Origin of the sequence: Synechococcus sp. 60AY4M2 (assembly GCF_002760375.1) — a bacterium.
Classification (GTDB): Bacteria; Cyanobacteriota; Cyanobacteriia; order Thermostichales; family Thermostichaceae; genus Thermostichus.
The window spans coordinates 791199-811277 of record NZ_AUMZ01000001.1; the positions used below are offsets into that span (position 1 = coordinate 791199).

Sequence of the window (20079 nt, forward strand, 5' to 3'; positions counted from 1 at the left end):
ATGAGCCGGCCATTGTTTCGTCATCTGTACACTCGTAGGCAGCTCCTTCGCTCTGGTGCTGCCGCCGCTGCCATCACCTTGACCTCACAGTTGTGGCGTGCCCAGGCCCAGAACAAGAAAGAGATCACCATCGGCTTTATTTACGTTGGCCCCAAAGATGACTTTGGCTGGAACCAGGCCCATGCAGAGGGAAAAGTTGGCTTGTCCAGCCTACCTTGGGTGAAAACCGTTGAAGAAGAAAATGTGCCGGAAACGGTGGCCGTGGAAGAAACCATGCGGGCCATGATCGAGCAAGATGGGGCAACGGTACTCTTTCCCACTTCTTTTGGCTACTACGATCCCCATATCCTGCGGGTAGCCAAGGAATATCCAGAGGTACAATTCTTTCACGCCGGTGGACTTTACATTGAGGGAGTGCATCCGAAAAACGTCGGTAGCTACTTCGGCTACTTGGATGAAGGCCACTACATCAACGGGGTGCTGGCCGGTTCCATGACCAAAAGCAACCGCCTTGGGTTTATCGCCGCCAAACCCATTCCCATTGTGTTGCGCAACATCAACAGCTTTACCTTAGGAGCCAAGAGTGTCAACCCCAACATCACCACTCAGGTGATCTTTACGGGAGATTGGGCTCTACCTGTCAAAGAGGCAGAAGCTGCCAACAGCATGGCCGACCAAGGCATCGATGTGCTCACCTGCCATGTGGACAGTCCCAAAATCGTTATCGAAACAGCAGAGCGGCGAGGTCTGATGAGCTGTGGTCACAACACCAGCCAAGCGGCGCTGGCTCCCAAGGGCTATTTGACGGGCGCTGAATACAACTGGACAAGCGTCTATACCCAGCTTGCCGAAGCCATCCAGGCGGGCAAAACCCTGATGAACGGTGGGATCCCCCACCTCATTCGGGGGGGTATCAAAGAGAAATTCATTAAAACTTCTCCCTGGGGACCGGCAGCCAGCGATGAGGCCAAAAAAGCTGGAGAAGCGGCCCTTGCCCAGTTGCAAGCTGGCTCGTTGGTCATTTACAAAGGCCCTCTCAAAGACAATACCGGCAAAGAGGTGATCCCTGCCGGAGTGGAATACGGCCAGCGGGCAATCGAGCTGGAATCCATGGACTACCTGGTGGAAGGCGTGATCGGGAGTATCTCTAGCTGATGGCTACCACCTCTTCTGCTGTTTCCCGCTCGGTTCCGCTGCGGTGGCGCTCCAGCCTTGAGCCGATCCTACTGCCCTTTGGGGCTTTGTTGGCCTCGCTGTTGATCTTCGGCTTGTTTTGTGCCATGGCCGGCGCAAATCCCTTCGCCGTCTATGGCTCCATCTATAGAGCTGCCTTCGGCAGTTGGTTCTCTTGGCAAAATACTCTGCAACGGGCGGCTCCCCTGATGCTCACCTCCCTGTGTACCATCCTGCCGGCCCGCATGGGGCTGGTGATCATCGGCAATGAAGGAGCTCTGGTGATGGGGGGGGTGGCAGCTGTGGCGATGGGGCTGTGGGCGGGATCCCTGGCTCCACCCGTGGTCGTTTTCCTGATGGCCTTGGCGGGCATGGTGGCCGGTGGCCTGTGGATCATGGTGGTGGGGGCACTGCGCCACTACCGGGGTGTGAATGAAACCATCAGCAGCCTGTTGATGAACTACATTGCCATTGCCCTGATGAACCATTGGGTGGGGGGGCCGCTGCGGGATCCCAGTTTCTTGAGCAAGCCCTCCAGCTTTGCCATTGACGAGGTCAACATGTTGGGTCGGCTATGGGGCACCCGCATCCACTTCGGCTTGGTCTATGGCATCGTTGCCTGCCTGGTTGCCTATGTGTTGATTCAACACACCACGTTGGGTTTTTCGGTGCGCATAATAGGGGGTAACCCAAAGGTGGCCCGAATGGTGGGGATTGCTGTCGGTAAACTCACACTGTTAATCACCTTTCTGGCCGGCTCCTGTGCCGGCTTGGCGGGCATGGTAGAGGTGGCTGCCGTACACGGGCGGGTCAATGAGTCCTTGACTGTGGGCTATGGCTACAGCGGCGTTCTGGTGGCCTTTGTCGCTCGACAAAACCCAGCCGCAGCAGTGGCGATGGCTATCCTCCTGGGAGGGATCCTGGCCAGCGGCAGCATTTTGCAGCGCTCCCACAATTTGCCGGATGCTACTGTGTTGGTGTTTCAGGGCATTGTCTTTTTGCTGATTCTCTACAGCGAATCCCTCTACGGGCGCTTCGACTTTTTTCGGGATCGAGAACCCTCAGAACCAGCCTAGATAACTGGCCCCCGAAGTAGCAATGATTTGGTCAAGTAACCAATTCAGTGGTCAGGAGAAAAACTCAGATGGAAACAGAAGCCCTAGGATGGTGGGGGATCCCCTTGGCGGTGATCGCCGGAACCTTGCGGGGAAGTGCGCCTTTTTTGTTCGTCAGCTTGGGGGAGTGTCTGACGGAAAAAAGCGGCAAAATCAACCTCGGCCTAGAGGGATCCCTGTTGATGGGGGCAATGAGCGCCTACGCCATCTCCTTCCTCACCCAAAACACGGCAGGCAGTGTGGTCGCGCCTTGGTTAGGGGTATTGGTGGCCGGGTTTGCCGGTTTAGCCTTGGGAGGGATCCACGCCTTTTTGGCCCAACAACCTCGGGTTAACGATGTTGCGGTGGGCATTGCTATGATCATCTTTGGCAGTGGAATGGCCTTTTACCTGGGCAAACCCTTCATTCAGCCCGCAGCCCCCCGGCTACCTGCCTTTGAGTTGGGAAATTGGAGCAGCAGTCCTGCCATTCAAGCTGCCCTAAAACTGAGCCCACTTCTGCTGCTGGGGATCCTCCTGGCCTTTGTCATGCACTGGTTCTTTCGCTCCACTCGTTGGGGCCTATTCGTGCGGGCTGTGGGCGACAACCCCGATGCAGCACGGGCCATGGGGATCTCGGTGCCCAAGGTAAGGGCTCTGTGCATCATGGCAGGCAGCTTCTTGGCAGCCGTGGGAGGAGCTTACCTGTCCCTATACTACCCCGGCAGTTGGACAGAACGCATTTCCAGCGGACAAGGCTTGATGGCCGTGGCCCTGGTGATCTTTGCCAAGTGGAACCCGTTGCAGTGTTTATTGGCTGCTTTTTTGTTCGGCGGAGCTCAGGCGATTGGGCCAGCCTTGCAGTCGGTGGGTGTGCAGTCCAACTACTACCTGTGGAATGCCGCTCCCTACGTGCTGACCTTGGGGATCATGATCCTGACCAGTTCTCCGCGGCGAACCCTGGCAGGCATGCCTGGGGCCTTGGGCACCGGGAAGTAGCCGACTGGCTATAGTCGAAGTGAACCCGATTTAGGGATCCCTGGTTATGACCGCTGTACAAACCCGACCTGCCAATACCCTGACTCTGAGAGAGGTTCACGAGCTCTTAGGGCTGTGTCGGGGAGATTCTTTAGAGTTCGAGGAAAAACTGGACTTACCCCCTTTGACTGAACGGGAGATTGAGGAGCTGACCCAACTCCAGGAATTGTATTTTAGCTATCTGGCCGATGACACTCTGAATGAAGGGCAAGTCAAATTTCTGTTTGTTTCTCCACTTCTCAAACTGGCAGGCTTTCTATCGAGCGACATCAAAATTAATCTAGAAGAAAATATTGCCGATATTATCGTTGAGGAGGAAGAAGGCCAAGTTGCCATCAAAGGTCGTGTAGACTTACTCGCCATTAGAAGAGGAGCAAGAGAGAGCTTTTGGATCCTCGTGATAGAAACCAAGGGAGGAACAGTAGCTACAAGCCTGGCCATCCCCCAATTATTGACCTATGCTTACAAAGGAATAAAAAATCAAGAATTTGTTTGGGGATTAGCTACAAATGGAGAAGACTACCAATTTATCTTGTTACAGCAAGGTTCACCCATTACCTACCATTATCTACCTAAGCTGGGATTGCTAGATAGCAAATCGATACATCGGCTTTTACAAGTTCTTAAATCCATTCGACTAACTCTCTAACCCATTCCATCTTCATCAGCAAAGGATTTGATCATGAGTGGACTCGGTGGCCTGAATAAAACTCCCAACGGTGTTGTATTGGGACTGGTGCAACTGCAGCTACCCAATGTGGTTACTCCCGATGATCTGGCGGCGCAAACCCAAAAGATAGTCAGTATGGTGGGGAAGGCTCGCCGCAGCATGCCCAGCATGGATTTGGTGGTCTTTCCGGAGTACTCTCTGCACGGCCTGTCGATGGACACTAATCCGGAGATCATGTGCCGACTGGATGGACCAGAGGTAGCTGCCTTCAGTGCCGCCTGCTGAGAGAACGATATTTGGGGCTGCTTCTCAATCATGGAATACAACCCGCAGGGTAATCCCTATAACAGCGGCATTATTCTCGACAATCGAGGGAACCTACAACTGTACTATCGCAAGCTGCATCCTTGGGTTCCCGTCGAACCTTGGGAGCCGGGAAATTTAGGGATCCCTGTCTGTGATGGCCCGAATGGCTCAAAGATTGCCCTGATCATTTGTCATGATGGCATGTTTCCAGAAATGGCCCGCGAGTGTGCCTACAAAGGGGCCGAGATTATGTTGCGCACTGCCGGATATACTGCCCCCATTCGCCACAGTTGGCAAATTACCAATCAGGCCAATGCCTTTTGCAATTTGATGGTGACGGCCTCGGTGTGTATGTGTGGGTCGGATGGCACGTTTGATTCTATGGGGGAGGGCATGATCTGCAACTTTGATGGCACCCCCCTGGTCATGGGATCCCATCGCCCTGATGAAATCATTACTGGCGAAGTGCGCCCAGATTTGGTGCGGGAAGCTCGCATCCATTGGGGTGTGGAAAACAACATTTATCAATTCGGACACCGTGGCTATGTGGCCGTCAAAGGCGGAGCCCAAGATTGCCCCTACACCTACATGCAGGATTTTACATGCAGGATTTGGTGAATGGGGCCTATCGCCTGCCCTGGGAAGAGAAAGTGATCCACAAAGATGGCAGCGCCTGTGGATTTCCTCCTGCCACCCGCCTTTACCAGGAATCCTCCCTCACCGAGGCAGCTTATACTGGCTCTACTTGAAGATTTCGTCGATACTAGAAACACTACACCCGCGTAGACTGGGCAGATGAGGAGTTTAAGCAGGCCCTCCAGGAACGGCAGGGATCCTGGCGGCGGGTGGTGTCCACAGCGGCTGCCTTGGGAATCCCGTTCGCGTCAGTGGTGCGGAGCACTTTCCCGGCCATCAGCGCTTCTTTGGCCTACTACGACAGCTACCGTACCGCCAACCTGCCCCAGAACCTCACCCAAGCCCAGCGGGACTTCTTCGGGGCCCACACCTTCGAGCGCATCGACAGGCCGGGCGTCTTTCACCATGAGTGGAATGCCTGTTGCCGTTAGCAATGCGTAGCATCAAGAGGTCTCCGGAAAAAAGTTGAACCGCGCACCTCCGTATGGAAAGGCTCCCCTTCCTGAGGAAAATCCTCGCGGAAATGGGCCCCGCGGCTTTCCTCCCGCAGCAGCGCCCCCTGAGCTACCAGACGGGCCAGCAAAAGCAGACTGCCTGCCTCGGCCTCTTCCCGGGTGGCCCAAGGCTTTTCCTGCAGGGGAAGTGCCTTGACAAAGGTCAGAAAAGCCCGCAGCCGTGTTCCCTCCCGCACAACGCCCAAAGCTTCCCCAACTCGATGCCTGAGAGCCGGCAGGATGTCGGGAGACGTCGCCAGAACGGGTAGCCTCTGCAGCTGTCGGGGAAAGCTCACCTCTCCCAAATCTTGCAAGGCAGCCAAGGCGGCCCGCTTGCCCATGACCAGCCCTTCCAAGAGGCTGTTGGAAGCCAAGCGATTGGCCCCGTGCAGGCCCGTGGAAGCCACCTCTCCAGCAGCATAAAGGCCCGGCAGGCCGGTGAAGCCGAAAGTGTCCGTTCGGATCCCACCCATCACGTAGTGAGCCGCGGGAACAACTGAGAGCAGATCCTTCGTGGGATCCAGCCCCAAGGCGCGGGCAGAGGCAACAACGGTGGGAAAGCGCTCCTCCAGATGTTCGACGACCCGCAGATCCAGGTAGGTTCCCCCTGTCTGCTGCCGCTCCCAGAAAACGGCCCGAGCTACCACATCCCGCGGCGCCAGCTCTCCCAGCTCCGCATAGCGAGGCATAAAACGCTCCCCCAAGGCGTTGAGGAGAACAGCCCCTTCTCCTCTTACTGCCTCGCTCACCAGCGCTCCATTGGGCAAGGCCGTGGGGTGAAATTGCACAAACTCCAGATCCCTGAGAGTGGCCCCTGCCCGCCAGGCCAGCACCATTCCGTCGCCGGTGGCCCCCGGGGGAGCTGTCGAGACGGGGAAAAGGCTGCCAAATCCTCCCGTAGCCAGGAGAACTGCCCCGGCCCTCACCTCCACCGGCCCTTCAGGGCCAAGCAGCAAGGCCCCCCCTACCCTGTCCCCCGCCAGCAAAAGGCTTAGGGCTGTGTAGCCCTGCAAAGGCAGCCTGTTGAGGCGAGCCAGCAAACCTCTCAGAAGCCACAGTCCGCTCCGATCCCCCCCCAGATGGCGTACCCGCGCTTGGGAGTGGCCCCCTTCCCGGACAGGTTGGGGATGGAAAGGAAGGCCCCAGCGCAAAAGTCTCTCCAGGTGCAAGGGTGCTTCCTCCACAATGGAGCGAGCCACCTTTTCTTCCACCAGGCCGCGGCCCGCTTGCAAGGTGTCTTGGATATGGGCTTCTACGTCCGCCTCATCCACAGGAAAAGCCACCCCACCCTGCGCCCAAGGGGTAGAGCCAGAGGGAAGGGGATCCTTGCTTACCACCAGAGTTGTCGCCCTCTGGGCTTCGGCCCACAGGGCTGCGTACACCCCCGCCACCCCTGCTCCCAGGATCAACAGGTCTGTTTCTAACAAGGGCGGCGCCCCGTTCTTCCCCTCCACCTCTAGGCTCCGGCGGGCACTGACAGCATGGCCAGGATGGACTTGCGGGCTTTTTCGGCCACCGCCTCCGGCACCTGGATCACGTAGCGCATCTCCACTAGGGAGCGGTAGATCTTCTCCAGGGTAATTTTTTTCATATACTCGCAGACGGCGTCCGCCTTGACGGGGATAAAGGTCTTATCGGGGGCCTCTTTTTGCAGCCGGTGGAGAATGCCCACTTCGGTGGCGACCACAAACTCGCGGCTGGCCGAAGTTCTGGCATAACGCACCATCCCCTCGGTAGAAAGGAGCTTGGCGTCCGGCTTGAGAAATAGACAACTGGAGCCGCAACTGCACTCGGGGTGGATGAGGAACTCCGCCTCCGGGTGCTTCTCTGCCATTGCCTTGAGGTGCTCCTCGCGAATGCCCACATGGACGTGGCACTCGCCGGGGAACAGATCCAACTCCCTCCCCGTTGTCTGGGCTACATAGGCCCCCAGGAACATATCCGGCACAAAGAAGATGGGGCGATCCGGCGGCAGGCTGGCCACCACCTGCACAGCGTTGGCGCTGGTAACGCAGACATCGGCCATGGCTTTAATCTCGGCGGCCGTGTTGACATAGGCCACCACCAGCCCCTCGGGGTTGGCCTCCTTCCAGCGCAGAACGTCCTCTGGGCGGATGCTGTCGGCCAGAGAGCAGCCCGCCTCCAGATCCGGCAGCAGCACCGTCTTTTCCGGGTTGAGGATAGCCGCTGTCTCGGCCATGAAGTGGACGCCAGCAAAGACAATGACCTGGGCATCTGTCTTTTGGGCCTCGCGGGCCAGGCCCAGGGAGTCTCCCACAAAGTCCGCCACTTCCTGCACCTCGGGGAGTTGGTAGGAGTGGGCTAGGATAACGGCCTGCCTTTCCTGCTTGAGTCGAGCAATTTCCTGGACAAGGGTTTCTTGGGTCATGGTGAACCTTCTGTTTTGGCTGGGCCGGCCACGGGTGCAGAGCTGGACTGGTGCGGGGCTAAGGAGAAGTTGCCAGCAGGCAGCAACTGGCCTTCCTGCTTTAGGCGGGATCGTTACCTAGCCTAGCATTAGAAACAGCGCTCCCTGGGGCAAACCTCAGGGCCGCACCACGAGCAAGGAGAGATCCAGGGCCTTGGCCGAGTGAGTCAGGGCCCCCACACTGATGTAGTCAACGCCTGCCTCCGCCGCTTTCCGGGCGCGCTCTAGGTTCATGTTGCCGCTGGCTTCTAGGGGAACTTTCCCCCCTACCCGTTGAACGGCAGCCCGGATCTGCTCCAAGGGGAAGTTATCGAGAAGGATGAGATCGGCGCCTGCCGCCAAAGCCTCCTCCAGCTCCTGGAGGTTGCGCACCTCAACCTCGACCTTGAGGTGGTGGGGGGCACCTGCTTTGGCCCGCTGGACGGCTGCCAAGATGCCGCCGGCACCGCGAATGTGGTTTTCCTTAATCAAGATGCCGTCGAAGAGGCCAAAGCGGTGGTTTTTGCCGCCCCCTACCCGCACGGCGTATTTCTCCAGGGCGCGCAAGCCGGGGGTAGTTTTGCGGGTGTCCAGAAGCTGGGTTGAGGTTCCCCGCAGCGCCTCTACGTAGGTGCGGGTGAGGGTGGCAATGCCGGAAAGCCTTTGGAGAAGGTTCAGCGCCAGCCGTTCTGCCGCCAGAATGCCCCGCAGGGATCCCTTGATCTGGACTACCTCCTGGCCAGCGACAACAGAGGCTCCCTCCTCTACCTGGGAGGCGAACGCTAGCTGGGGATCCACCAGCCGGAAAACCCGCCTGGCAATTTCCAGGCCAGCTAGGATCCCTGGCTCCTTGGCCAGGATCACCGCCTCCCCCTCAACGCTGGGGGGCAGGGTCAGCTCGCTGGTGAGATCGCCGTGGCCGAGATCTTCTTGTAGCCAGGCACACAGGGTCTCCTCCGGGATGTATAATACTTGCGTCATCTTTCGCTTTAGTTACCTATGGCCTCGGTTGGATCCTCTAGACCCAAGGGCGGCACCTTCAGCCGTCGTCAGCTGCTCAAAGCAGGAGCTGCCGCTCTTGGAGGCAGTTGGCTGGCCGCAGCAGGGGCTCAGGCTCAACGACGGGCTTCCCCCACTCTGATAGTGGCCCAGAGATCCAAGCTCGAGCGAGTTTCCTATGCTACCAACTGGTATGCCCAGGCCGAGCATGGCGGCTTTTATCAGGCGGTGGCCACAGGCATTTACCGCGAGTATGGGCTAGACGTCACCATCAAAATGGGTGGCCCTGGCGTCAACATCACCCAGATTTTGGCTGGCCGAGCCGCCGACTTTGCCATGGGGGGAAGCGCAGGGGTCATCAACGCTGTGCGGGAAGGGATCCCGCTTATCTGCGTGGCGGCTATTTTCCAAAAAGACCCCCAGGTTCTCCTCGCCCATCCCGGCACCCAGCGCCTGGAGGAGCTCAAGGGCCGACCCATTTTCGTATCCAAGGGGGCCTTTACCACCTACTGGCCCTTCCTGAAAGCCAAGTACGGCTTTACTGACGACCAAACCCGCCCCTACAACTTCAACCCTGGCCCCTTCTTGGCCGATCCCAGCTCGGCCCAGCAGGGGTATCTCACCTCTGAGCCTTTTGCCATTGAAAAACAAGGAGGCTTTAAGCCAGTGGTCTTCCTCCTGGCCGACTACGGCTACAACCCCTATGCCACCACCATCGAGACGCGGCGCCAACTGGTGGAAAGCAAGCCTGACTTGGTGCAGCGGTTTGTGGATGCTTCTATCAAGGGCTGGTACAGCTTTTTGGAGGATCCCCGCCCCGCCTACCGCCTCATCAAGCAGGATAACCCGGAGATGACTGATGAGCAGTTGGCCTACAGCTTTGGGAAGCTGAAGGAGTACGGCATCATTTTGTCTGGCGATGCCCTGGAAAAGGGCATTGGCGCCATGACCCACGAGCGTTGGCAAAGCTTCTTCGAGAGCATGACAGTGGCGGGTGTCTTTGAGCCAACCATTAACTACCAAGCCGCCTACACGTTGGACTTTGTCAATAAAGGCACTGCCTATTACAAAAGCTAGGTCAGGTTGCAAAAAAGGGAAGGGGGAGGGGATTGCATCGGTTTGGAGGGGGCTGCCGACCGTTCCGCTCTGCCAAAGGCCCTCACCCCCAGACCCTCTCCCTTTGGGAGAGGGGGACTAGGCATCTCACTGCTCCACTGCTACTTGTCAATGAATGGCTGTAACTAACCTTCGGGTATCCTGCCGACCGCTGGCCAAAGCTACTGCTCGGCAATGGTGACGTTGAAGCCCTTGTTCTTCAAAGTTTCAGCGTGGTAGCGGGCATATTCCAGTTGTTCAAATGCTGCCAACTGCACGAACTTCTGGCCGTTCACATCTCTTACAAAAGCGTCATTGGCAACTTGCCGAGCTCGCGCCAAGCTTTCCTCTCCGGAGTAGGTGGTCAGCACCAAAAAAGTTCCTTCGCCGCGGTTAGGCCCCAAGGAATCGAGATCGTTGCTGTGCAGGGGCACCGTGAGCAAAGATTCTGAAACAGTGGCCACTTTGGGCTGGGAGGGGCGCTCCAGGCTGGCTGCCACTTTCTCCACTGTTTTCGGGCGGGAAGGAGCAGGTTTCTGTGCAGCCGCGGCCAAGTTGGTTTGTAGGCTGTCCAACAAGTTGGCGACATCCTGAAGGGGATCGACCCGCAGCTCCTCCAGATTGGGAGTGTTGGCCAACCCTAGCGCCAACTGACTGGGATCCAGCCCACCTGAATAGAACTCTTCCCCTACCTGTCCTGGCAGCGGCTCCAGGGGAAGCAAGGGCAACCGGGCCAAATCCACCTGGGCAGGGATCCCTTTTTCCGTCTTGTGGGCCAGGACAGCGGTTTGGGGAAGCGACAGCTCTTCCGGCCAGATCAGCCAGCGCACCCCAAAGCCGATCCCCGCGCAGGAGAGGGCCCACACCAGCAAGACCCAAAGAGGGGAGAGCACCCCCGCCGGCCGTGGCGTTTCTTCCTCCTCCAAGTCTTCCACGACTTCTTGCATCAGCACAGGTGAAGAGCGCTCCACGGGGATATCGCTTCCAAGGGGATCTGCCCACGGCAAGGGGACAGATGGCCTGCGCTGCAAACGTTGCCAGAGGCGAAATCGCTCCAATTCCTTGAGCTCATCCAGATGCAAGCAGCTCAGCGCTTCCTGAAGCGTCAGTTGAGGAGTCGGCTGGGCTTGCGGGGCCCTCGGTAGGGGTCGAGTAGCATCTGAGGGAAGTGGAGAAAAACTCATAGGCAACTCACCCTCGCTAGACTAAGAGCTAGGAAGCCAGCAGAACCGATCCGGTGCTGAACCCGAGAACCGCTTAACCACAGAGCCAACCCCAGGGACAAAGGCAAGCCATCACTACCATGCCACAAGCCGAAGGCCTTCTTCTAGGGATTGGCCGCAAGATAGAGGGCGCGCACATCTGCCGGCAGATGCTGAAGCAGGAGCTGGCGAGCGGAGGCAACAATGGCATCCACCTCCTCTGGGGCGAGGTAGTACCTGTCAGCTTTGAGCTGGGCAGCGATGCGCTCCGGCGACCAACCAAACCGATCCCGTAGCAGCAGAATAAAGCGCATATCTCCCGGCAAGTTGTCCAGAGCCGCGCTCAGGTAACAGGCCAATGCCGGCGAAAGAGGGGGCTTCGCTGCACCAGCGCTCGCAGTTTGAGGAGGGGCAGCCTCACCCTCAGCAGCGCCGTCAGACCGCCCCGCAAAAGGCCAGATCAGCTCGCGGATTTGCGCCGCCAGCCAGGGTGCCAGCACCGGATCCCCGCCCCCCTCGCTCTGGAGCGTGCGGACATCGAGATGCTGAAGGCGCGCATACAGGCGCAGCCAAACCTCCTCTCGCCAAGCAGCCCGCTGCTCCGGGGGCAGATGCTCGGCCAGGATCCCATCCACCCAGGCGCAGTAGCGGCAAAACAGGGCGATGAAGTAGCGCGCCGCCTGCGGCTGCCGTTGAAAGGCTCGCAGCAGTTCCAGATCGCTGTGGTGGGCCACCCCCTTCACGATAGAGGCCTCGCACTCCCGCCAAAGGGGAGTCACCACCTCAACCATAATCCCTCTCGCCAGAAAGAAGCTCTCTAGCTATTTTCCAAGATCTCTCGACAGGCCGATAGCAACTGCTCCTGCTCCGGCAGGGTTCTTAGGCCAATGCGCAGATAGCGATCCCCCAGCTCTGGAAAGCTCAGGCAATCCCGCACCAGGATGCGGTGCTGCCGCAACAGCTTTTCTTGAATCTGCGTAGCGGAGCCAGGGCAGCGCACCAGCACAAAGTTGGCTTGGCCGGGCCAGGGATCCCAGCCGGGTAGCCCCTGTAGACCTCTCAGCAAATGCTCCCGCGCCGTAGGCAGCCAGGCCAGGGTGCGCCGGCGAAAGTCTTCATCTGCCAGAGCCGCCGCCGCCGCCACCGCCGCCAATCCGTTGACGCTCCAGGGATCCCGCCACTGCCGCCAGCGCCGCCAGTGATCCGGATGCCCCACAGCAAAGCCGATGCGCAAGCCGGGCAAGGTAAAGAACTTGGTCAGCGAACGGATGACGATGGTGTTGGGGTGGGCCTCCAGGTGAGGGATCAAAGTCTGGCTGCGGGGCAGCTCTCCCACCTCTGAGCTGGCGTCCAGAGGGGGCAGCTCCTGCGGGGCGTCTCCTGGCAAAAAGTCCATAAAAGCCTCATCCACCACCACCTGCTCGAACTGGGGCAGAAGGGGCAAGATGTCTTGCCGGAGGAAAAGCCGGCCCGTCGGGTTGTGAGGATTGTTTAGCCAGAGCACCCGGCCTGTCTTGTCCGCCCGGATCTCTTTCTGCAGCAAGGCCAAGGGGGGGGATCCCTGAGAGGGCAAAAGATCCAAACCCCTGAGGGTTACACCCGCCGCCCGCAGGGCCCGCTCATAGTCCCCAAAAGCCGGCCGGGGCAGCCAAACCTCCCGTCCCTGGGCATCGCGGGCCGCCCAGGTGAGCAATTCCGCCGCCCCGTTGCCCACGAAGATCCACTCCGGATCGACCGCCCAGCGCTGCGCCAAACAGGCCCGCAGCTCGCGGTAGTCGGGATCCGGATAGCGGCTAATCGCAACTGGATCCGACGCCGACAGGGCCCGAGCCAGAGCTTGCAAAACCGACTGCGGCGGACCCAGGGGGTTGAGGCTGGCCGAAAAATCCAAAATAGCCTCGGCAGGGCAGCCGGCAATGGCTGCCCCCCAAGCGCGATTGCCACCATGCTGAGGCCGTTGCACGCCTGTCCATCCCAAAGCCCAGGTTCGCTGAGAGAACTCCGCCTGAGGAGCGCGAACGGCTGGGATCCCGTCAAACTCCCGAAGACTTGTGGCCACCTGCCACCGCATCGCGGAAAGTTTTGCCTGCAGTGAAAGTCGGGACAATGCTGGCTGGGATCACCATCTTCTCGTTGGTCTTCGGGTTGCGACCTTCCCGTTGTTTGCGCTTGCGGGCCTCAAAGGAGCCGAAGCCCACCAGGGTCACCTTTCCTTTGGGTTCACCGTTTTCATCGCGGGATGCGACCTCTTCGACAATGATCTCCAGCGCCGCCGTCAGGACAGCTTCAGCTTCTTTTTTGGTTACGTTGGCGCGATGAGCGACGGCATCCACAAGCTCTGCCTTGTTCATCCTGATCTCCTCGTGAGTTAGGCAATAGGGTTAAAACAGACTCTGGCCGCGTACTTGCGAGGTGCTGCGAAGCAACCACGGCCCAGAGTGTTCTCAGTTTTTAGGAGCGGGGCTTGCCCTGCACTGCGCCAAGGCGCCGCTGGCGCGAATGGCAGGATTGTGGCAGTTTGGCTCCAAATCACTGACATATTCTACAGCCAAGTTAGGGCAGAAGCCGGTTGGAGAAGGGATTTTAGGGGGGCTGAGTGGAATTTTTTGGGAACAAAGAGAGATCAACCGATAATCCTAATATCCACTCCCCTCGAATGCCGGGGCAAGTCGCGCCCAGGGCCTCACGAGTCACGTTGGAAGTAGGCCCGCATCACCTCGCGGAAGATCGGGGCGGCCCGGGATCCACCCCCGCCGCCACTGTTTTCCAGAAAGACCACGACTACCAATTCGGGCCGGTCGTAGGGGGCATAGCCGACAAACCAGGCGTGGGAGCGCCGCGGCGGATCCTCGGCGGTGCCGGTTTTGCCGGCGGTGGGGGGAAAGCCCGGCCCCAGGTTGGCGTTGCCGCCGGTGCCGTAGACCACCACATCCCGCAACCCCTGCTGCAGGATCTCCAGCGTGGCGGGGGAAAGACCCACCTTCTGCCGCAGGGGCACGGGGCTTTCCGGGATCACCTGCTGCGAGAGCAAGGGGCGAACCCGCCAGCCGCCGTTGGCCACCGCTGCTGTTACCACCGCCATCTGCAGCGGCGTGGCGGTGATAAATCCCTGGCCGATGGACATGTTGACCGTATCGCCCATGTACCAGGGCTCGCGCCAGTGGCGCTGTTTCCACTCGGCGTCGGGCACCAGCCCAGCAGCTTCCCCTTTGAGGCCGATCCCGGTCAATTGCCCCAGCCCGAAGCGGCGCGACCATTCTTGCAGGGGGGCGGCCTTGGTGCCCAGGGCAATTTGGTAGAAGAAGGTGTCGCTGCTGTAGGCCATCGCCTGGCGGTAGTTCAGCCGCCCGAAACCGGCCCGGTTCCAGTCCCAGAACCTCCACCCGCCCACCTGGATGTAGGGGCCGGTCTGCAGCACCGTATCCGGGGGAAAGGCTCCCGACTCGATCCCGGCGGCGGTGGTGATGATTTTGTAGGTGCTGGCGGGGGGATAGGGCCGCAGGGCGCGGTTGAGGAAGGGGAAGTCCCGCTGTTGCAGGCTCTCCCACTGGGCTTGGGTGATGCGGCTGGAAAAGAGGTTGGGATCAAAGGTGGGATAGCTGGCCATGGCCAGGATCGAGCCGTCGCGGGGATCCATGGCGACCACTGCTCCTTTCTGCTGGCCCAGGGCCTGCTCCGCTGCCTGCTGCAGGCGTACATCCAAAGTCAGCTGCAGGGTGTTGCCCGGTCGAGGCGCTTGCTCTCCCAGCACCCGCAGCACTTCTCCCATGGCGTCTACCTCCACCTGGCGCCCGCCCCATTGGCCGCGCAGATGGCTCTCGAACAATTCCTCCACGCCCATCAGGCCGACGATATCCCCCAGGCGATAGCTGGGATCGGCCCGCAGTTGTTCCTGCGAGATCTCGCCGGTATAGCCCAGCAGGTGGGCGGCCAGGTCGCCATGGGGATAAAACCGCACCGTCTCTGCCTCCACCATCACCCCCGGCAGCTCGCGGCTCATCTCTTCCAGTTGAGTGACCACCTGGGGGCTGGCGTTGCGCAGGATGCGCACCGGAAACGGGGAGCGATAGCCCGCCCGCTCCAGTTTTTGGGCAATCTCTTCGGGAGCCATGTTCAAGGACCGGGCCAGCTTGGGGATCGTCTCCTGCCAGCCCTGCCGCGATTGCACCAGCGGCCACAGGAAGACCGAGTGGGAGAGCTGGCTGCCCGCCAACAACACGCCGTTGCGATCCACAATGCGCCCCCGTTCCGGCGGCTGGGGCAAGAGACGAATGCGGTTGGTATCGGCCAACTGGCGGTAATACTGGGTGCGCACCAGTTGCAGGTAGGCCAGGCGGGATCCCAGCCCTCCAAACAGCAACACGCTGGCCAGCAGGAGCAAGACAACAGCTCGGTAGCCCTGGCCCACCGCTTTGGCTGGCGGGGATCCCAGCCAGCGAGGGCTCCTGGGCGGCGGGGGAAGGACGCGGCGCGGGTCGGGGGGCCTGGAGTGGAGAGAAAACAGGGTCTTCGGATCCCGTCCCGCCGATGAGGCGGGGCCGCCAACAGGGTAAAGTTTGGCCATGAAGAATTGCTGCAAAAGTTGCAACTCATCCACCCAGCGCACAACGTCACACGTCTGGGCGGGCCGTCTCGGCCTCCCTCCAGTATCCCCGGCTGCGGCAAGCTTCGTCCAGGAGGGCCGCGTGGATAGGGCAGGGCAACGACAACGGCTGCGCCAGGCTGCCTGGCTGATGGTGGGCAATGGCCTGCGCCTGGGGTTGTCCGGGGCCTATTTCATCCTGCTGGCGCGGCTGTTGGGGCCGGAAGCTTTTGGAGTGTTCTCCGCGATTTTGGCCTGCAGCAACCTAGCTGCCCCCTTTGGCTACTGGGGCCAATCGGAATTGCTGATCCAGCGCCTAAGCAACCGGAGATCTGTCGCGGCTGCCCCGGAGATCAGTCCCAGCCTGTGGCTGGCCGGACTGGGCTGCGGCGGGATGGCGCTGCTGTTGGCGCCCCTCCTGAGCCTCTGGCTGGCGGAGACTTCTCCCCTGCTGGTAGGGATCCTGCTGGCCAGCGACCTGCTGTTTATCGCCATTCCTGAGGTGTACCGAGGGATCCTGATTGGGCAAGAGCAAGTTGCCGGCGTGGCCCTCATCGACACCGGCATGGCGCTGGGGCGATTGGGGGCTGTGCTGCTGGCGGTGGCCTTGGGCTGGGGATCCCTAACCCAATGGGCCATTCTCTACGGGCTGATGGTGCTGGCGGTGCTGCTGCTGATGGCGCGGGGGATGGGACGGTGGAGCAAGCCTTCTCCCCCCCTGGCCTGGAGAGATCTGGGGGAACGGCTGGTGGCGGGCTGGGACTTTGCCGTGGGGCTGGCGGCGGCCAAAACCTTCACCGACCTGGACAAGCTGCTTTTGCCCCGCCTGGCCTCGGCAGCAGCGGGGGGGCTCTACAGCGCTGCCTACCGGGTGATCAACTTTTCGCAAACGCCGATGATCGCTCTGCTCACCAGCCACTTTGCCGAGCTGTGCCGCCAAGGACAGAAAAGCCTGCCGCAGGGCTGCCGCTACGCCTGGCACCTTTCCCCTTGGGTGGCGGGCTACGGCAGTTTGGCCGCCTTGGGGGTGGCATTGGGCTCTTACGGGATCCCTTGGGTGCTGGGGTCGGCTTACCAAGAGACGGCCCTCATCCTGCGCTGGCTTAGCCCGGTGATCTTGCTGGAGGGGATCCACCTGCTGCTGTCTCACCTGCTCACCGGGTCAGGGTTGCAAAAGCCCCGCAGCCGCCTGCAACTGCTGGCTCTGGGGCTCAACGGGCTTTTGAATGCGGTTTGGATCCCGAGGTGGGGTTGGCGAGGGGCGGCTTCGGCCACCTTGCTCTCAGAAGTGGCGCTGGTGCTGGCCTTGCTGCTGCTAATTCGACAGCAATTGCGCTTTCCAGAGGGAGGCCAACCCAGCTCGAACTAGGAGGTCTTGACGATGTAGGTGGCCTTGGCGTCCGGACCAAAGCTGATGACATCCCCCGACTTAAGTTGGTGGGTAGAAATTTTCTGGCCGTTGATCAGCAGGCCGTTGGTGCTGGGCCTACCCTCCAGATCGCCATCGAGAATGCGGTAGTAGTACTCTCCCTCCTTCTCAGCAGGAACGCGCAGCAGCATGGCGTGGTAGCGGGAGGCGTACTGGGAGTTAAGGCAGATGTCGTTGGCCAGGTCGCGACCAATGAAGTATTTCGCAGAGGTCAGCACCTGGCTGCGGCGGCCATCTCGATCCTCCACGACCAAGATGTGCTGCTGAGCACTCGGAGGAGAAGGCGCAGAATCAACCATAATCCCTTCCGCTGCAACTGCCCGAATCTAACCTTAGCACCATACTATAGAATAGAAGCTCGACTCCAGAATTGGCAGAGCTGCAGAATCGCCTAAGATGACCTGCCAAATCTCAAGGTCGGCCAGCGGCCCTTTGCAGCAGCGGGCCCACCAGCTCTGGGAAAAGGGCATAGGCTCCTACTGCCCATTGGGCCATGCCCACCACCACCTCCGACTTGGACTGGCGAGCGGCGTCCCAAATGGCTGCGGCCACTTCTTCTGGCCGGCTGGCCCAAAAACTCTCCAGCGCCTGTTGCATTTGCTCGCGGGCTTTCCCACCTGAGGCTTGCGATTGGCCATCGGGAGAGGACTCCGGCCCCCCCTCATCCAAAAAAATGGCTCGCTTGAGAAAATTGCTGCTGACAATGCCCGGATGGACGCCGATCACCTGGATCCCGTGGGGTTGCAGTTCCAGCCGCAGCGCCTCCGTCAGCCCACTGACCGCGTACTTGCTGGCACAATAGGCGCTCATTTGGGGCAGGGGCATCTTGCCGCCGACCGATCCCACGTTGATGATCTGACCTTTTTTGCGCTTCAGCATATCGGGGAGCACGGCCCGGATGGTGTACAGGTAGCCCCAAAAATTGACCGCCATCAGCGCCTGCCAGTGTTCCAGGGTGGTTTGCAAAAAAGGGCCCTTCAGGCAGATGCCGGCGTTGTTGATCAGGCAATCGATGCGGCCATAGCGTTCTAGGGTTCTCTCCACCAGGTTTTGCACCTGTTCTGGCTGCGTGACATCGGTGGGAACGGCCAAGACCTCGGCGTTTAGGCTTTGCTCCAGCTCGATGGCGGTTTGTCTCAGGGTTTCGGCGGTACGGGCAGCCAGCGCCAAGCGGTAGCCGCCACGGGCAAAGGTAAAGGCCGTGGCCCTGCCGATGCCTTCGGAAGCGCCTGTAATTAAAACAACATCGGCCATCCTGCTTCTCCGCAAATCTGGACTGGGATCCCTTTACCTGTTGTAGCTTCTTTGGGGGTTGGGGATCCCTGCTTGGCCTGAGGGCTTAAGATACGGAGCGGTAGCGAAGATACAGTTTATGGCCTCTACCTACTCATTCGATATCGTCAGCGACTTCGACCGGCAGGAACTGGTGAATGCCGTGGATCAAGCCCGGCGGGAGATCAAACAGCGCTATGACCTCAAGGATACTCAGACAGAAATCGAGCTGGAGGAGGGATCCCTGACCATCACCACCGCCAGCGAGATGGCTCTCAACTCCATTCGCGATCTCCTCCTCACCAAGGCGGCCAAGCGGGGCCTCTCCCTAAAGATCTTCGACTTTCAACCTCCGGAGAGTGCCGGCGGCAACCGGGTGCGCCAGGTGGTTCGGCTGAAAAAGGGCATCGATGCGGCGCTGGCCAAGCAGATTGCCCAACAAATCCGCGACAACTTCAAAAAAGTGCAGCCCTCCATTCAAGGGGATCTGGTGCGGGTTTCCGGCAAAGACAAAGATGAGCTGCAGGCGGTCATTCAAATGCTCAAGCAGCAGGATTACCCGGTGGCGCTCCAATTTGTCAATTACCGATAGAGAGCCGATACAAAGTCGGGGGGATCCCTGGTTGATGATAAGGATTGGTGCAGAGCGATCCCGGCTCTCGCCATCCCATCGCCACAGCCTCTCTTGGAACCAGTCTGCAGAAAAAGCTAGGATCCCTTACTATGGGGATGATCTCCATCTCCAGCCGCGACTCTGCCGTGCCAGTATGTACACTATCTCTGAGTTCGATCGCCTGATCCAGTTTCTCCCGGTGGAGATCCGCCCCGAGGTGCAGATCGAGATCGGCACCCCTGACCAATCTCGGGTTGTGCAGCCGCTCTGGCGCTTCCCCTGGCAGAAGTACACCCGCTTCGCCATTGACCTCAGCCGCTGGCAGAAGCTGAGCCCTGACCAACAAAAGATCTACTTTTTGCGGGAAGCGGTGATGGCCACCGAGCTGGCCTTGGGGGATAACTGGTCGGCCCTGTTGCTGTATCCCGCGCTGATCGGGGCCGGCAGCATGGGCATTTTGGTGGAGTTGCAGATGGGGGATAACCTGGGCGTGGGCTTGGCAGCCGGCTTGGCGGCGTCGGCGGTGTTTCTTTTGCGCAAAGCAGAGAAAGGCCAGAAGGCCCAGGTGGCAGCCGACGAGTTTGCCGTGCGCTACGCCTCCCAAAATGGCTACACCTCCGAACAGGCGGCTGCCATTTTGCTGAGCGCGTTGCAGCAGGTGGCCATCCTGGAAGATCGCGTCAAGAACGACTACGACACCACCATGCGCCGCCGCAACCTGGAGTTTCTGGCGCAGCGGGGCCTGGGATCCGGCACCTTGACCATCAATCCCAAGTACCGCAACAAGGGCCAGAACCCCAACCCCTACCAAAATCCCTTTCAGCGTTGAGCAGTTCCTGCAAACTAGGTGGGGGATGACTCCCGACCCTCAAACATGGGTGACGCCACGCTGCGCGAACCGATAGCGTACCGGCTTCACGCTTCACTGACTTGTCTCAGCATGCTGCCACCGTGCAACCCACGGCGGAAACCAGTCAGGGAAGCTGATACATTTACGCTGAACACTGCTGAGCATTACTGCTCAGCGGTGAAGCGATAGCATTCTGTCCGTTTCCGTTGTCACTACGCGA

General features: G+C 59.8%; 21 protein-coding genes and 1 pseudogene. 12 read left to right on the top strand and 10 right to left on the bottom strand.

Features of this window, described 5'->3' with window-relative positions:
* The 8 genes and pseudogenes from SYN60AY4M2_RS03445 to SYN60AY4M2_RS03470 all read left to right on the top strand — a co-directional run.
* On the top strand, positions 1 to 1155 hold the full coding sequence (locus tag SYN60AY4M2_RS03445; protein ID WP_099812290.1) for a BMP family ABC transporter substrate-binding protein: 1155 nt from the start codon (positions 1 to 3) through the stop codon (positions 1153 to 1155).
* Positions 1155 to 2249, top strand: a complete 1095-nt coding sequence (locus tag SYN60AY4M2_RS03450) for an ABC transporter permease (protein WP_099812291.1) — start codon at positions 1155 to 1157, stop codon at positions 2247 to 2249. Before SYN60AY4M2_RS03445 ends, SYN60AY4M2_RS03450 begins: the two co-directional genes overlap by 1 nt.
* Positions 2250 to 2317: 68 nt before the next feature.
* Positions 2318 to 3265 (top strand): ABC transporter permease, encoded by a 948-nt coding sequence (locus SYN60AY4M2_RS03455; RefSeq protein ID WP_099812292.1) that lies wholly within the window; start codon positions 2318 to 2320, stop codon positions 3263 to 3265.
* A gap of 46 nt (positions 3266 to 3311) precedes the next feature.
* Positions 3312 to 3953, top strand: coding sequence for a restriction endonuclease subunit R (locus SYN60AY4M2_RS03460; protein ID WP_099812293.1), 642 nt, complete (start codon positions 3312 to 3314; stop codon positions 3951 to 3953).
* A gap of 33 nt (positions 3954 to 3986) precedes the next feature.
* Positions 3987 to 4259 carry a hypothetical protein gene (locus tag SYN60AY4M2_RS14345; protein WP_240527709.1) on the top strand — a complete coding sequence of 91 codons (273 nt, stop codon included), beginning with the start codon at positions 3987 to 3989 and terminating at the stop codon, positions 4257 to 4259.
* A gap of 30 nt (positions 4260 to 4289) precedes the next feature.
* Entirely contained in the window at positions 4290 to 4898 is a 609-nt protein-coding gene (locus tag SYN60AY4M2_RS14350; RefSeq protein WP_240527710.1) for a nitrilase-related carbon-nitrogen hydrolase, read from the top strand.
* The gene (locus tag SYN60AY4M2_RS14355) at positions 4883 to 5029 is read left to right on the top strand and encodes a hypothetical protein (RefSeq protein ID WP_240527711.1); all 147 of its coding nucleotides are present in this window, start codon (positions 4883 to 4885) and stop codon (positions 5027 to 5029) included. The genes SYN60AY4M2_RS14350 and SYN60AY4M2_RS14355 overlap by 16 nt, the downstream gene beginning before the upstream one ends.
* A gap of 51 nt (positions 5030 to 5080) precedes the next feature.
* Positions 5081 to 5347: pseudogene (locus tag SYN60AY4M2_RS03470) on the top strand (NADP-dependent phosphogluconate dehydrogenase); the annotation flags it as partial.
* Here the strand turns inward: SYN60AY4M2_RS03470 and SYN60AY4M2_RS03475 are convergent.
* The 3 genes from SYN60AY4M2_RS03475 to nadC all read right to left on the bottom strand — a co-directional run bounded on the left by SYN60AY4M2_RS03475 (position 5344) and on the right by nadC (position 8798).
* The gene (locus SYN60AY4M2_RS03475; protein ID WP_099812294.1) at positions 5344 to 6837 is read right to left on the bottom strand and encodes an FAD-binding protein; all 1494 of its coding nucleotides are present in this window, start codon (positions 6835 to 6837) and stop codon (positions 5344 to 5346) included. The pseudogene SYN60AY4M2_RS03470 and the gene SYN60AY4M2_RS03475 overlap by 4 nt on opposite strands.
* Before the next feature lie 29 nt (positions 6838 to 6866).
* Positions 6867 to 7799: a quinolinate synthase NadA gene (gene nadA / locus SYN60AY4M2_RS03480; RefSeq protein WP_011429831.1), complete on the bottom strand. Its 933-nt coding sequence runs from the start codon at positions 7797 to 7799 to the stop codon at positions 6867 to 6869.
* A gap of 156 nt (positions 7800 to 7955) precedes the next feature.
* The gene (nadC, locus tag SYN60AY4M2_RS03485; RefSeq protein ID WP_099812295.1) at positions 7956 to 8798 is read right to left on the bottom strand and encodes a carboxylating nicotinate-nucleotide diphosphorylase; all 843 of its coding nucleotides are present in this window, start codon (positions 8796 to 8798) and stop codon (positions 7956 to 7958) included.
* An 18-nt stretch (positions 8799 to 8816) separates the two neighbouring features.
* Here nadC and SYN60AY4M2_RS03490 point away from each other — a divergent pair, with 18 nt between their 5' ends.
* A complete protein-coding gene (locus tag SYN60AY4M2_RS03490) occupies positions 8817 to 9893 on the top strand; it encodes an ABC transporter substrate-binding protein (RefSeq protein ID WP_099812296.1) in 1077 nt (358 codons plus the stop codon).
* Positions 9894 to 10093: 200 nt separating this feature from the next.
* On the opposite strand, the gene SYN60AY4M2_RS03495 is transcribed toward SYN60AY4M2_RS03490, so the two are convergent.
* From SYN60AY4M2_RS03495 to mrdA, 5 genes are all read right to left on the bottom strand, one after another.
* The gene (locus tag SYN60AY4M2_RS03495) at positions 10094 to 10858 is read right to left on the bottom strand and encodes a hypothetical protein (RefSeq protein WP_240527877.1); all 765 of its coding nucleotides are present in this window, start codon (positions 10856 to 10858) and stop codon (positions 10094 to 10096) included.
* A gap of 380 nt (positions 10859 to 11238) precedes the next feature.
* Positions 11239 to 11904: a hypothetical protein gene (locus SYN60AY4M2_RS03500; RefSeq protein WP_011429827.1), complete on the bottom strand. Its 666-nt coding sequence runs from the start codon at positions 11902 to 11904 to the stop codon at positions 11239 to 11241.
* A 26-nt stretch (positions 11905 to 11930) separates the two neighbouring features.
* Entirely contained in the window at positions 11931 to 13172 is a 1242-nt protein-coding gene (locus SYN60AY4M2_RS03505; RefSeq protein ID WP_346426044.1) for a threonine-phosphate decarboxylase, read from the bottom strand.
* Complete coding sequence (locus SYN60AY4M2_RS03510; protein WP_011429825.1) at positions 13147 to 13464, bottom strand: HU family DNA-binding protein; 318 nt, start codon at positions 13462 to 13464, stop codon at positions 13147 to 13149. The genes SYN60AY4M2_RS03505 and SYN60AY4M2_RS03510 overlap by 26 nt, the downstream gene beginning before the upstream one ends.
* A gap of 332 nt (positions 13465 to 13796) precedes the next feature.
* Positions 13797 to 15677, bottom strand: a complete 1881-nt coding sequence (mrdA, locus tag SYN60AY4M2_RS03515) for a penicillin-binding protein 2 (RefSeq protein WP_099813224.1) — start codon at positions 15675 to 15677, stop codon at positions 13797 to 13799.
* 121 nt (positions 15678 to 15798) lie between these two features.
* On the opposite strand from mrdA, the gene SYN60AY4M2_RS03520 reads away from it, so the two are divergent.
* Positions 15799 to 17064 carry a lipopolysaccharide biosynthesis protein gene (locus tag SYN60AY4M2_RS03520; protein WP_240527712.1) on the top strand — a complete coding sequence of 422 codons (1266 nt, stop codon included), beginning with the start codon at positions 15799 to 15801 and terminating at the stop codon, positions 17062 to 17064.
* Here the strand turns inward: SYN60AY4M2_RS03520 and SYN60AY4M2_RS03525 are convergent.
* Both SYN60AY4M2_RS03525 and SYN60AY4M2_RS03530 read right to left on the bottom strand, forming a co-directional pair.
* Positions 17061 to 17423, bottom strand: coding sequence for an FHA domain-containing protein (locus SYN60AY4M2_RS03525; protein WP_011429822.1), 363 nt, complete (start codon positions 17421 to 17423; stop codon positions 17061 to 17063). The genes SYN60AY4M2_RS03520 and SYN60AY4M2_RS03525 overlap by 4 nt on opposite strands.
* Before the next feature lie 112 nt (positions 17424 to 17535).
* On the bottom strand, positions 17536 to 18378 hold the full coding sequence (locus tag SYN60AY4M2_RS03530; RefSeq protein WP_011429821.1) for an SDR family oxidoreductase: 843 nt from the start codon (positions 18376 to 18378) through the stop codon (positions 17536 to 17538).
* Positions 18379 to 18496: 118 nt separating this feature from the next.
* Between SYN60AY4M2_RS03530 and SYN60AY4M2_RS03535 the strand changes: the two genes are divergently transcribed.
* Together SYN60AY4M2_RS03535 and SYN60AY4M2_RS03540 are read left to right on the top strand one after the other, a co-directional pair.
* Positions 18497 to 18988, top strand: coding sequence for a YajQ family cyclic di-GMP-binding protein (locus tag SYN60AY4M2_RS03535; RefSeq protein WP_099812298.1), 492 nt, complete (start codon positions 18497 to 18499; stop codon positions 18986 to 18988).
* Between the two features lie 175 nt (positions 18989 to 19163).
* Positions 19164 to 19838: a DUF3318 domain-containing protein gene (locus tag SYN60AY4M2_RS03540; RefSeq protein WP_011429819.1), complete on the top strand. Its 675-nt coding sequence runs from the start codon at positions 19164 to 19166 to the stop codon at positions 19836 to 19838.
* The last annotated feature ends 241 nt before the right edge of the window (positions 19839 to 20079 follow it).